This window comes from Haloarcula sp. JP-Z28 (assembly GCF_011440255.1).
GTDB lineage: Archaea > Halobacteriota > Halobacteria > Halobacteriales > Haloarculaceae > Haloarcula > Haloarcula marismortui.
In genome coordinates this window covers 1-12833 of record NZ_JAAOHT010000033.1, presented here as the reverse complement: position 1 = coordinate 12833, position 12833 = coordinate 1, and the positions used below count along the sequence as shown (strand labels likewise).

Annotated in this window: 8 protein-coding genes; 3 read left to right on the top strand and 5 right to left on the bottom strand. The window is 63.1% G+C overall.

Annotated elements, in window-relative coordinates; genetic code table 11:
* Window positions 1-3 precede the first annotated feature (3 nt).
* From G9463_RS12970 to G9463_RS12950, 5 genes are all read right to left on the bottom strand, one after another.
* The gene (locus G9463_RS12970; protein ID WP_165896914.1) at window positions 4-1413 is read right to left on the bottom strand and encodes an SLC13 family permease; all 1410 of its coding nucleotides are present in this window, start codon (window positions 1411-1413) and stop codon (window positions 4-6) included.
* A gap of 136 nt (window positions 1414-1549) precedes the next feature.
* Window positions 1550-3049, bottom strand: coding sequence for an aldehyde dehydrogenase family protein (locus tag G9463_RS12965; protein WP_011224341.1), 1500 nt, complete (start codon window positions 3047-3049; stop codon window positions 1550-1552).
* A 172-nt stretch (window positions 3050-3221) separates the two neighbouring features.
* Window positions 3222-4079 (bottom strand): ribose-phosphate diphosphokinase, encoded by an 858-nt coding sequence (gene prs, locus G9463_RS12960; protein WP_004959760.1) that lies wholly within the window; start codon window positions 4077-4079, stop codon window positions 3222-3224.
* Window positions 4080-4188: 109 nt separating this feature from the next.
* The gene (locus G9463_RS12955) at window positions 4189-4992 is read right to left on the bottom strand and encodes a hypothetical protein (protein WP_165896913.1); all 804 of its coding nucleotides are present in this window, start codon (window positions 4990-4992) and stop codon (window positions 4189-4191) included.
* Between the two features lies 1 nt (window position 4993).
* Window positions 4994-6331: a glutamate-1-semialdehyde 2,1-aminomutase gene (locus tag G9463_RS12950; RefSeq protein ID WP_007189527.1), complete on the bottom strand. Its 1338-nt coding sequence runs from the start codon at window positions 6329-6331 to the stop codon at window positions 4994-4996.
* 177 nt (window positions 6332-6508) lie between these two features.
* Here G9463_RS12950 and nasA point away from each other — a divergent pair, with 177 nt between their 5' ends.
* The 3 genes from nasA to G9463_RS12935 all read left to right on the top strand — a co-directional run bounded on the left by nasA (window position 6509) and on the right by G9463_RS12935 (window position 12518).
* Window positions 6509-8614: an assimilatory nitrate reductase NasA gene (nasA, locus tag G9463_RS12945; RefSeq protein WP_011224338.1), complete on the top strand. Its 2106-nt coding sequence runs from the start codon at window positions 6509-6511 to the stop codon at window positions 8612-8614.
* Between the two features lie 391 nt (window positions 8615-9005).
* On the top strand, window positions 9006-10328 hold the full coding sequence (locus G9463_RS12940) for an MFS transporter (RefSeq protein WP_165896912.1): 1323 nt from the start codon (window positions 9006-9008) through the stop codon (window positions 10326-10328).
* Between the two features lie 423 nt (window positions 10329-10751).
* Complete coding sequence (locus G9463_RS12935) at window positions 10752-12518, top strand: nitrite/sulfite reductase (RefSeq protein ID WP_165896911.1); 1767 nt, start codon at window positions 10752-10754, stop codon at window positions 12516-12518.
* The last annotated feature ends 315 nt before the right edge of the window (window positions 12519-12833 follow it).

Genomic DNA, 12833 nt, shown 5'->3' with positions numbered 1-12833 from the left:
CGCTCACATCAGGAGTGTGAACACGGCCACCTGTATCGGAACGAGGATCCCAAGCGTTGCGATCGAACAAATACTCGCCATTCGTGTGAGTTCCACAGAATTGACCATCCCACTGCCAAGGATAGCGACAAGGACTGCCGACTGGTACGGGAAAAAGTAGGTGTTGAGTGCGACCGCTTCCATCATTGCGATGGGAACAAGCGGAAGTCCGGCGTTTCCGGCGAACGTAACTAATACTGGCGTCAGGACGCTGGCGACCGCGAGCCCCTCCATAAGCAGGGTGAGCGCGAGCGCAGACACGAGGACCGCGGCGAGCACCAGCGGGAGCGACGGGTCGGATGGAAGCACGGATAACAAGGTGGTCGCTGCGGCGTCGGTGAATCCGGTCTGCCGGAGCCCCTCGGCGATAGCGAAGATCGCACCGAGGAAAAACATGATCGAGAAATCGGCGTCGCCAACACTCTCCGGGGCGGCAACACCGATTCGCGGCATAAACGCCAGTAACACCACGACAACTGCACCGAACAGCGGATGCAAGCCGTGGACGAAGTCCGTCGCCCAGATCACGGCTCCGACTGCGAGAAAGACGAGCATACGCCGCTCGCGTGCGCTGACGGATAGCCCGTCCGCTTGTTCGGGTGTCTCAACGCGCTGCTGACTTGTTGGCCGATACAGAACGTATGCGATGCCAATAACGAGAATCGTTCGCCCGAGACTCATCGATGGCCCGAGCCACAGCAGCCACTCTCCCCACGCGATAGTTGGGCCGCCGCTGGACTCGATCAGTCCAGTGATAATGATGTTCGCTAGCGAGCCTGTGAGTATCCCTGACGCCCCGTAAAACGTGACAAACAGCGGCCCGAGAAAAATACCGACCTTCGCCCGTCGTTCGCTGAAGAGGTCGCCGAGTGACGCGAGGATCGGCGCGAGGATGAGCACGCGAACCAGCGCCGATGGAATGAGCACTGCAAGCAACAGGCTCCCGAGCGAAAGCGTGACAAGCAGGTATCGATACACCACCACAGCATCCTCTACTGCAGTTGTCGGGAGCAGATAGAGCGCCGCTCGCTCAACGAGGTCGGCGAGGCCGCTTTTCCGGGCCGCCTCGCCAATAAGAATGCCAGCGACAACTAACCACGTCGCGGGGGACTGGAACCCGGTCAGGGCCAACTCCGTGGAAAAGCTGCCACCGATGAGTCCAATACACAGCAATGCAGTAAACCACGGCTCGACAGGCGACCCGACCCACAGTGCGACACAGAACAGTGTAATCGCTAACATCCGGGTTGCGTCGGCTGAGAGCGGTGCCACCTGAAGTACGACTCCCGCGGCTATCAGTCCAACTGGCACCACCAACCATGACGCATCGATATCGCTGAACGGCAGCGATGTACCGACACTCCTCTCCGACATCGTGATCAGTTACCTCCGAGGTGTGTGCGCGTTTTAGCTTATCGATATCCCGGGTATCGGATGAGATCGGTGATAGATATCCCGGGGCAACACTGCCAAGCCGGCTTTTGAGGAATAAATCCCGCGACCAGGGCAGTCAGAAGGGGAACTCGCGTGCCTCGTGTTGCAGCGATATCCACTTCTTTTCGGTGACCTCTGCGAGGAAGTCATCGCTGTTGTACCCGCCGACGCCTGACGCGCCGGTCCCACTGAACGGGACGTGTGCCTCGTCGTTAATCGGCTGGTCGTTGACGTGGACCATTCCGGTCTCCATCCGCTGTGCGATGCGCTTGCCTGCACCAACGTCACCGGCGTGGACTGACCCGGAGAGCCCGAGTGGCGTATCGTTTGCGAGCGCGACAGCCTCGTCGACATCCGCCGCTTGAATGATCGGAACGACCGGCCCGAAGTGTTCGTTGCAGGCGGCAGCCATCTCGTTTGTCACGTCTGAAAGCACCGTCGGTGCCACCACCAGCGAGTCATCGACGCCATTGAGCTCGACAACGTCGCCACCTGTTTCGAGCGTGGCACCCGCCTCGATGGTCTGCTGTATATACGTCAGTATCTCGTCACGCTGTGACTCGTCGATAATCGGCCCGACAACGACCTCGTCGTGTGCGCTCCCCGCGGGCAGGTCCGCAACGCGCGCCGTCAGCTTCTCGACGTACTCGTCGTACACGTCCGCTTCCACGATATGGCGATTGATCGAGATACACACTTGGCCCTGGTGAGTGAAGGAACCGAACAACCCGGCATCGACAGCCGCGTCGATGTCTGCGTCGGCTGTCACGATATGAGCGTTGTTGCCGCCCAGTTCCATGGCAGCCTCCGAAAGGTTCTCACCGGCTGTCGCGGCGACCCGACGACCGACTTCGCTCGACCCGGTGAACGCCACTACGTCGCTGTGCTCGTGGCCCGCCACAGCATCACCGATTTCGGAGCCCCGCCCGGTCACAATGTTCAAGACGCCGTCCGGGAACCCGACGTCTTCGAACAGACGAGCAAACAGGAGGCCGCCAGTGATCGGCGTGTTCGTCGCGGGTTTCAGTACAACCGTGTTCCCGGCGGCAATAGCCGGTGCCAGCGCCCGGACAGAGAGGTTCAGTGGGAAGTTCCACGGTGAGATTACTGTCACCACGCCCTGCGGTTCACGCTCGACGATGTGCTCCTTACCGGGGATGTTCGAGACGGCGTGTTCGCCCTTCATCCGCCGAGGCATGGTCGCGGCCTCGGCGACTTGGTCGGTTGTGAGGTCGACTGACGTGTGCCCCACTGGCGGGACCTGTCCGGCCTCGGCTGCAAGGAGTGAGACAATTTCCTCTCGGCGCTGTTCAATCGCCTGGAGCAGGTCCTGTGTCAGCTCCTCGCGGTGCGCGGGCGGCGTCTGCCTCCATTCCTCCTGAGCGCGTTCGGCCGCTTCATAGGCTGCGTCGACGTCTGCTTCGTTCCCGCGGGGAACCTGTGCAACCGTCTCCCGCGTCGATGGGTTCTCAACGGCGAGACTGTCGCCCGAGTCGGGCTCACACCAGTCTCCGTTGATATAGAGCTCCTCCCAGTTCCCCTCAATACCGTAGCGCGGTCTGCTGTCCTGTGCCATGTTCCTGCACAACGCTTGCCTAGAAATCAACCTTGCGACACGTTATCAGAATTGGTACTGAGGGCTGTCTGCGACAGACACGGCTCTGCGCTCCGTGTTCACTATCGGATTGCCCGCCGCGTGATTCGACTGCTGGCTGCCAGCCGTACAAACGGACAGCGCTGTGCTCCAATCATTCCAGCCTCTCCGAGAGGACCGGCGCGGCGCTGACCTCGCTGACGGCGCGTTCGAGCGTGTCCGTCCCGTAGACGGCTTCGACGCCGGCACTGTTGAGCTTCGTCAGGGCATTGCTGGCGAGCATTGGGTGGACGCAACTGACGAACACACGCTGGGCGTCGCGGTCGTCAAGGACGCCGACGGACTCGCTCATCGTCGACCCGGTGGCGATGATGTCGTCGACAAGCACCACATCCCGGCCCTCGACCGGTGCGTCGCTGGGGCTGATTTCGATGTCGCCGGTGTTGTAGTCCCGGTCCTTCTCGAAGAAGTCCGTCTCGCCCTCACCGTATGCGTCCCGGACCGTTGTCGCGAGAGCGATTGCGCCTTCGTCGGGCGAGAGAAAGAGCGGGTCCTGCAGGTCCGCAGGCAGTGGGTCGGCGAGAACACTCGCCGCGTCAACGTTGGTAGCTGGCACGTCGAAAAAGTCACAGACGGCCGGCTCGTGTGGATTTACCGTCAGCACGCGGTCGGTTCCCGTTGAAATAGCGCGGGCCATTGCCCGCGAGGAGACCGGCTCGCCGGGCTTGAACGCCTCGTCCTGACGGGCGTAGCCCATGTATGGAATGACGGTGATAACCTCACTTGCACCGCTTTCGCGGGCCGCGTCCTGCAACTGGAGCAACTGGAGGTGTGCGTCGCTGTCGACGGTTGAGGCGACGACGACGGCACGCTCGCCGGAGACTGCTTCTGGGACCTGAACGACGTGTTCTCCGTCGGGGAACCGTTCGTACTCGACCCGTCCCAGCCGCTCGCCGGTCGCCTCGGCGAGGGTCGCCGCGAACGCCTGTGTGTCCGCCCCGGGGATAATCATATCCGGTGGGTGGCTGCCCGGGCTAAACCCTGTTTCGGTTCCGTAAGCGGATGTGGCGCGTGAGACAGGCACGCGACTGATTGGTGCTGCCGGGGTGGGCCGTGTTCGGTCAGGCGACGGCGACGCCGACGACATCGGGGACGCCCAGTGAGCGCTGTCGCCAGCCGCCCTGTCCGTCGGCTGTCGCCTCGGCCGCAGTCGCAACGAGGAAGGTCCCGTTCTCGGTGATAGCGTAGGTGTCGTCGCCGTGGGTCACGTCGACCACGCGCTCGTCGACGGGGAGCGTACACGGCTCCCACGACCCGTCGGTTAGCTCGTACAGCCCGTCCGCCGCGGCAGCGTGCACCTGCTCGCCGTCGCTTGCGACCGCCACGTGCCGGCCAGACCGCACCTCGGTCCACTCGCCGTTCTCGCCTCCGTAGCGGTACAGCCCGCTCTCGGTCGCGGCGTAGTCGCCGGACACGTCGGCCACGTCCACGAGCCCGAGCCGGTCGAGCGACGGAAGCGCGTACACGCCCTCGGCCGCAGCGAGGCGGTCGCCGTCGATGGCCTGGACGTCGACAACCTCGCCGATACCTTGCCACTCCCCGGTGTACCGAGCGACGCGGCTGTCGCCGGCTGCGAGCAGTCCGTCGCCGTCGTAGCCGACGGCGGTGGCCGGTCCGAATCCGGTCGGGACGAAGCCGTCGTCGGTCAACACGAGCACGTCCTCGTCGGTGGCGACCGCGACTTCGCCGCTCGCCCCGGCCACATCACGGGCATTGCACCGCTCGCTCAGACTGAACCGCCCGATCTGGCCACCGGCCGTCTCGACACGGGTGACGCCCAGTCCTGACGCGACGTACGCGTGGGTCTCCGGGCGTTTCGCCCCGTACATCCGCTTCTCCGAAAGTGCGATGTCGTCGTCGCTCACCTCATATCGCCTCTTTGTACGCTTCGAGCGCATTCTCAATGTCTTCACCTGTGTGGGCATCACAGATGAACTGTGACTCGAACTGGTTCGCCGTGAGGAACACGCCCTGGTCTTTCATCGCGGGCCAGAACAGCCGCTCCCACCGCTCGGTCTCGGCCTGTGTCACGTCGTGGCCGGTCTTCGGACAGTACTCGAAGCGCGGACAGGACTCCTGTTGCTGGCAGCCAGCCTCACATTGCCCCTCGAGCGAATCCGGACCATCACGGGTGAAGATGACCTTGAACATCGAATCCCGGCCGACGACGGTATACTCGGGAGCTTGGTCTTCGAGGATGTCCTGCAAGCCTGCTCGGAGTCGTTCACCGAGGTCGTTGACGTGGCCGTATACGTCGTGTTCAGCCGCATACCGCAACGTCTCCAGGCCGGCCGCCATCGTCACGGGGTGGCCGGAGAAGGTCCCGGACTGGAACACGTCGCCGGCAGGGGTGAACTGCTCGATGATCTCACTTTTGCCGCCGATTGCCCCGACCGGGAAGCCGCCACCGACGATCTTCCCAAAGGTGGTGATGTCGGGGTCGATGTCGAACGCGCCCTGGGCACACTGGAGACCGCCGACGCGGAAGCCGGTAATGACCTCGTCGAAGATGAGTAGGGAGCCGTGGTCGTCACACAACTGCCGGAGCGTGTCGTGATAGCCCTCGACCGGGTGGACGATGCCGTAGTTCCCGAGGATGGGTTCGGTGAGGACAGCCGCGATGTCGTCGCCGTGCTCCTCGAACACCTCGTGGGCGGCCTCTTCGTCGTTGAACGGGACAGTTAGGGTGTGTTCGGCGAAGCTTTCGGGGATGCCGGGGCTGGACGGGGCCGTGTGGTCGCCTTCGCCCTCGACCAGCGTGGATTCCTGTGCGCCGTGGTAGCCGCTCTGCATCACGACAATTTTGTCCCGCCCCGTGTAGCCACGAGCCAGTCGGACCGCCGAGACGGTCGCCTCGGTCCCGCTGTTGACGAACCGCAGCATCTCGACGCTGGGGACGTGTCGGGTGACGAACTCGGCCAGTTCGACCTCGACTTCGGTGGGTGCGCCGTACATCGGCCCCTCAGCGGCGTGTTGCTGGATGGCCGACTGGACCTGTTCGGGCAGGCTGTGGCCCAACAGGAGCGGGCCATAGCCCATGACGAAGTCGATGTAGCGGTTGCCGTCGGCGTCGATGACGTGCCCGCCGTCCCCCTTCTCGACGAAGAACGGATAGGGCCGCGTCGCTCGCACGGAGGAGTTGACGCCGCCCGACAGCACCGACAGGGCGCGGTCGTACAGCGCTCGTGACTGCTCGTGGTTCATACGCTGCCGTTTGACCGCTGTCAGAAAGAAACTGTTGTTACTTCGCGGTGCCTCCAATCTAGTGGACGGATGTCACACGCTTGCCGTTGAAATAAGTATTTCGTAAAGAGTCACTGTTATACAGTGTGTGTTCATCTATGGAAATACGATAATGGCATCCGAACGTACTGTAATATCATGCCAAACTGGACAAATGGGCGTCGAGACGGCGCGTGGGCGGCTGTGAGCGACTGGGTGCCGACGACGTGTATGCGGTGTGCCGTTGGCTGTGGCCACATGCATCAGGGCGCTGACGAGGGGTATGGTATCGACGCTGTTCGCGGCGACGCCGCGCATCCAGTCAGCCAGGGTCTCGCCTGTGCACGCGGCCTCCGAGAGAGCAAAGACCCCGACGGGGAGTGGCTCACCCGGCCGATGGTCCGCAGTGACGGCGAACTCCGCCAGACCCAGTGGGACGTGGCGCTGGCTCGCGCCGTCGAGGGTCTTCAGGCCGTCCACCAGCAGGACCCCGACGCTGTCGCCGTCCTCGGCAGCGGCCAGCAGACCAACGAGGCCGCTTACGCGCTGGGGAAGGTCGCCCGCGGCGGCTTCGGCACGACGAACTACGACGCCAACACGACGCTGTGTATGGCCAGTGCCGTCACCGCCTACTACCAGTCCTTCGGTAGCGACGCGCCGCCGTGTACGTACGCCGACATCAGCGACGCCGACCGACACGTCGTCTGGGGGGCGAACCCGGCGGTCGCCCACCCCGTGCTGTTCCGCTGGGTTCAGCAGTCCGCTGACGAGGACGGCGTCGAAATCATCGTCGTCGACCCTGTCCGCTCCGAGACTGCAGAGAACGCCGAACATCACGTCGCACCTGACCCGGGGAAGGACCTCGCACTGGCTCGCGCCGTCCTTGCCCGTATCGTCGAAACAGGGCGGGTCGACCGCGAGTTCGTCGATGAAGCGACCGACGGGTTCGAGGACCTGCTTGCGACGCTGCCCGATGCCGACGACGCGGCCGACGAGGCCGGCATCGAAATGGCCGAGGTGGACCTGCTTGCCGACGCGATGGACCAGCAGGCGCTCATCTACTGGGGCATGGGCATCAATCAGCACGTTCAGGGGACCGAGACCGCACGGGCGCTCATCGACCTGACGCTGGCGACGGGGAACCTTCGACCCGGCGGCGGCCCGTTCTCGCTGACCGGCCAGGCCAATTCCATGGGGACCCGCATCTGCTCCTCGAAAGGAACTTGGCCCGGCCAGCGGGCCTTCGAGGACCCAGACCACCGCCGCCTCGTCGCCGACCACTGGGACGTGCCGGTGGACCGCCTCCCCGACGACACCGGCCCCGGCCCGGTCGGGATGCTCGAAGGCGAACCCGAGGCCGTCTGGGCTGTCGCCACCAATCCTGTTGCCGGGATGCCCGAGTCCGAGAGCGTCCGCGAGACACTGGAAGACGCCTTCGTCGTCGTACAGGACGCCTTCCACACCGAAACGACGGAGATTGCCGACGTGGTCTTGCCGGCCGCGACGTGGGGCGAAAGCGACGGCACGACAACGAACATGGAGCGGACCATCTCCCGCGTCCGGTCGGCGACTGACGTGCCAAGCGGTGTCAGATCGGACCTTGACATCATCGCTACCATCGGTTCGCGGCTGTTCCCCGGGCTGTTCGAGTCCACGTCGCCGAACCCGTCGGCTGTGTTCGATGAGTTCACCGCCCTCACCGAGGGGACGGTCGCTGATTGCTCGGGCATCACCTACGAGCGCCTCGACGACAGCCACGCCGTGCGGTGGCCTGCGCCCGACGACGACAGCGCCGGCGGCTACCGCTACTACGACGACGAGTCGTGGTCGTTCCCGACCTCCTCGGGCCGCGCGCAGTTCTCGACCGGCCGCCAGGGGACGCTTCCGGAGCCGACCGACGACGACTACCCGCTGACGCTGACCACCGCCCGCGAGGCTGACGGATACAACACCGGTGTCCGCTCCCGCGGCGGCGAGGCCGGGGCCCTGGTGGCCCGCATCCACCCCGAGACGGTTGCGGAACACAGCGAACTCGTCACCGACGAGACACTGACCGTCGAAACCCGTCGCGGCTCTGCGACAGTCGACATCGACCGCGATGCGGGCGTTCCCCGCGGGATGGTCTGGCTGCCGATCCACCATCCGGCGACGAACCGGCTGACGCTTTCAGACCGCGACCCCCAGTCCGACGAACCGAATTTCAAGCAGTGTGCCGCCCGCCTCGTCGCCGCCGAGGCTGAACTGTCGCCGGCGACGGCTGACTGATACTGTTGGCTGTAGCTGAGACCAGATACTCGCGGTGGCGAAAGTCCCGAAAGCCGTACAGCTGACAGGCGTCCAGCTACCACGCAGCCCAGTTAGTTCGTCTGCATGATGACATCTCACTCAGTGTGAAATAATCCAATGTATGTCCAACTATACACTCGTGTGGTGGGCGTTCAATGGCCTTAAACAGGTGATATCCGATGATATATTTGCTACCTTTCCACTCAGGCGCTTTAGAATAGCCGTTATGTAAAGGGGTACTGTTATTAAATGACGAGTCTTTTGCCTATCATGTACTGATGTGGGCACACATCCAAAATATAATAGAATTGGTGGACAAAAAACCGGTAATAATCGTAAATGGCGTGCAGTCCGTAACTGAGGTGTCGGCATGGGACTGATCAAGATGACGAAGTACCGAACGCTGCTGCTGGCGACCATCGGCTTCAATTTCTCGTTCCTTATCTGGTTCTCGTTCGCGCCGTTTACTGGCCCGATGGCCGACGAGTTCGGACTGTCGACGGCGGAGATCGGGATTCTGGCGAGTTCGGCCATCTGGATGGCTCCGTTCGGCCGAATGCTCACCGGCTGGCTCTCGGATAAGTTCGGTGCACCGGCTATCTTTGCCATCGTGCTGGCGTACGTTGGTGTGTTCTCGATCGGGAGCGCCTTCGCACAGGACTACTCCGTGTTCTTCGTGCTCCGACTCATCGTGGCGACGGCCGGCATCACGTTCGTCATCGGCATCCAGCACGTCGCCGAGTGGTTCGAGGAGGAGAACCTCGGTCTGGCGGAGGGCATATACGCTGGTGTCGGGAACGCCGGTGCCGCCGGCGGCGCGCTGATTCTCCCTCGCGTGTTCGGGTCCGGGTGGAACGGGCCGCTGTTCTCGACCAACTGGCGAGCCGCGTTCTTCTACACCGGCATCGTCTCCATCCTCCTCGCAATCGCCTACTACACGCTCGGCGAGGCCGCAAAAAGCGAGGCGAAACGTCAGGCGACCAAGGAGAACACCAACTTCAAAGGCTGGCTGCACACGGCCACGCGGTACGGCACTGTCGTCCTTGCCGCCGCGTACATCATGTCCTTTGGCCTCGAACTGTCGATGAACGGGTGGCTCGCCACCTACTACCGCGAGGCGTTCAACCAGGACAACCTCGTCATCGCGAGTACCTTCGCCGCAACGTTTTCGATTGCAGCGGGACTGCTCCGGCCATTTGGCGGCTACGGCAGCGACCTGCTGGCCCGCAAGGAGAAGAACATCCTGCCCTTTTTCAAGGGCCAGTACCGCGAACAGTGGACGTTCCTCGGGCTCTGTTTCATCGTGCTGATGATGTTCGCCATGACGCTGGCCGGCCTCTCCGGGGTCCTGCTGAACGCGGTCGTCATCGGCTTCCTCGTGGGCACGGGCTGTGCCTGGGCTGAGGGCGCTATCTTCGCGCAGGTGCCTGCGATGTTCCCCAACGACTCTGGCTCGGTCGCCGGTGTCGTCGGCGGCGTCGGCACTGTCGGAGGGATTGTCTACCCGCTGTTTTACTCCGCGCCGTGGCTGGCGAACCTCCACCTGGGGTATTCCGTGGCCGCTGTCACGATGATACCCATCGTCGCCCTGTCGGCGTGGGTGTTCCGACCGGAGATCGCGAAAATCGCGAACACGGCCGGGTTCGTCGGAAGTACGCAGGAAGGTCCGACTGTCGCCTCCGGCGACGACTGACGCCCTCTACGGTCTCTCGTTTACTTCACGCACGTTCACTGCTACAGCCGCTGCGTTGCGTGTCGCGTCCGTCCAGTTCTGGTTTTGCGCACGCGCGACCGACACCTCAGTTCTACGGGTCCACCCCGGTTGGGCGACCTATCCTCGGGTCGCGTCTCTGAAAGCGAGTTCCAGCGCTCGGCCGGCCAATCGTCTGCAGTACTGCGGTTTTAGCCCTTTCGACGGTGTGGTGTATAACTTCTTTAAATACCTCCCAGACGGTATAATTCTGGACAGCTGTTTCCGAACCCATTCATACTCTTTACTTCTTTAACGATTAGGGTTATAAGACAGCAAGCTAAGTAATTAGACGTGAATTAGCGGACATTCAAATAAATATGAGAGATAAAACACTACATCCATTAAGAACGGGGGAGCGCGAAGATGGCACATAAAAAGGAGGAGTACAAGGCGGAGCTGTACGGCGACGAGGTACGGGAGAAGTTAGAGGAGTTCGCCGAGAAAGGCTGGGAGTCGATTCCCGAGGACGAACGCGAGAAGTGGTTCTCGCGGTTCAAGTTCTGGGGTGTCTTCCACCACCGCGGCGGACAAGAGTCGTATTTCATGATGCGGCTGACAAATTGCGGCGGCGTTCTGGAGCCCGACCAGCTCCGGGCTATCGGCGAAGTCGCCCGCGACTACGCGAAGGGGCCAGCGGAGAACCCTGAGTTCGGCAACGGCTGGATTGATTTCACGACACGACAGTCCATCCAACTGCACTGGCTCAAACTCGAAGACATCCCGGAAATCTGGGAGAAACTCGAAGCCGTCGGCGTTTCCTCGCGCTCTGCGGGCGGGGACACGATGCGGAACATCTCCGGCTGTCCGGTCGCCGGCAAGGCCGAGGAGTACGTCGCGTCCCGCCCGATTCTCGACGAGATTCAGGAGACCATCCGCGACGACAACGACCTCTCCAATATGCCCCGGAAGTTCAACATCTCGGTGACGGGGTGCAAGCAGGGGTGTGCCCAGGACAGCATCAACGACATCGGGCTGGAGCCGGCCCACAAGTTCATTGACGGCGAGGAAATCGAGGGGTTCAACGTCCGCGTCGGCGGCGGCCTCGGTGGTCGCGAACCCCGCGAGGCCCGTCCGCTGGACCTGTTCATCCGGCCCGAACACGCCGTCGAGACGGTCCGTGCTTTTGTCGAGTACTACCACGAGGCGGGCAACCGTCAGAACCGCTCGAAGAACCGCGCCCGGTTTTTCGTCGACGAACATGGGACCGACGCCATCCGCGAGGAACTCGACGAGCGGCTGGATTTCGAGTTTGAAACCGCTGGCACTGACTTCCGCGGGGAGTATACGTACAACGCCGGCAAGTCTGCTGAACACGGTGCCCACGACCACGTCGGCGTCTACGACCAGCAAGACGGGAAGAACTACGTCGGGATCTCGGTGCCCGTGGGCCGACTCTCCGCAGAGGACACCATCGAACTCGCGGACCTCGCCGACGCCTACGGCTCCGGCGAAGTGCGCCTGACCCGCCGACAGAACCCAGTCATCATGGACGTCCCCGACGGGAACATTTCGAATCTCCTCAACGAGCCGCTACTGGACAAACACTCGCCCGAGCCGAACCCGTTTGTTCAGGGGGCGATGGCCTGTACCGGAACGGAGTTCTGTTCACTCGCGCTCACCGAGACAAAGGCGCGGATGGCTCGCCTGCTCCGCTGGCTCGGTGACAACGTCGATGTGCCCGACGACGTGGACCGCATCAAGATGCACTTCTCGGGCTGTACGGCCGACTGCGGCCAGGCGATGACGGCCGACATCGGCTTACAGGGGATGCGCGCCCGCAAGGACGGCCAGATGGTCGAAGCCGTCGATATCGGTGTCGGCGGCGGTATCGGCGCGGAGCCGACGTTCATCGAGTGGGTCCGCCAGCGCGTCCCTGCTGACGAGGTGCCGGGCATGATCGCTAACATCGTTGAGGCATACGCCGCGCTTCGCTCGGAGGGGCAGACCTTCCGGGAGTGGGTCGACGCCACCGGCCACGAAACAATCGTCGAGCTGGCCGAACCAGAGGAAGTCGAGGGGTACACCGACCCATGCCTGGCTGACGGCAAGCAGTCGTGGTATCCCTTCGACGACGGCGAAAGCCCGGCCCCGACCGACGCCGAGGGCCAGCCGATTTCGGCGGACGACTGACCATGGCTGAGACAGACTGTCCGACCGACAACGACGGTGACGACCCGTCGGAATCCGCGGTCAAGGGGGTGGCATACGACGCGGCACCGGAGCTACTGGAGTAAGGCGGCCCCGGCTCCGAACAGCCGGATGTGCCGACGTGACGTGTCCGTTTCAGGGCGCGTCCGTCTGCCTCTGACAGTTGGGGACTGCTTGTGTCCAGTCCCCGCTCGGTTCTCCGTTTCCGTATTTTCCGTTTCGCAGTAGTCGCTGTGCGCTGGCTCTAGTCCCCGTAGTCTCCGAGTTCGCACTCGGCGGCCGGGCCGCCGTCACAGT

Excerpts from the sequence above, each read along its gene's own strand:
- G9463_RS12965 (WP_011224341.1), bottom strand. The coding sequence starts at position 3,049 with ATGGCACAGGACAGCAGACCGCGCTACGGTATTGAGGGGAACTGGGAG.
- G9463_RS12935 (WP_165896911.1), top strand. The coding sequence starts at position 10,752 with ATGGCACATAAAAAGGAGGAGTACAAGGCGGAGCTGTACGGCGACGAG.
- G9463_RS12970 (WP_165896914.1), bottom strand. The coding sequence starts at position 1,413 with ATGTCGGAGAGGAGTGTCGGTACATCGCTGCCGTTCAGCGATATCGAT.
- prs (WP_004959760.1), bottom strand. The coding sequence starts at position 4,079 with ATGATTATCCCCGGGGCGGACACACAGGCGTTCGCGGCGACCCTCGCC.
- G9463_RS12940 (WP_165896912.1), top strand. The coding sequence starts at position 9,006 with ATGGGACTGATCAAGATGACGAAGTACCGAACGCTGCTGCTGGCGACC.
- nasA (WP_011224338.1), top strand. The coding sequence starts at position 6,509 with ATGCCAAACTGGACAAATGGGCGTCGAGACGGCGCGTGGGCGGCTGTG.
- G9463_RS12950 (WP_007189527.1), bottom strand. The coding sequence starts at position 6,331 with ATGAACCACGAGCAGTCACGAGCGCTGTACGACCGCGCCCTGTCGGTG.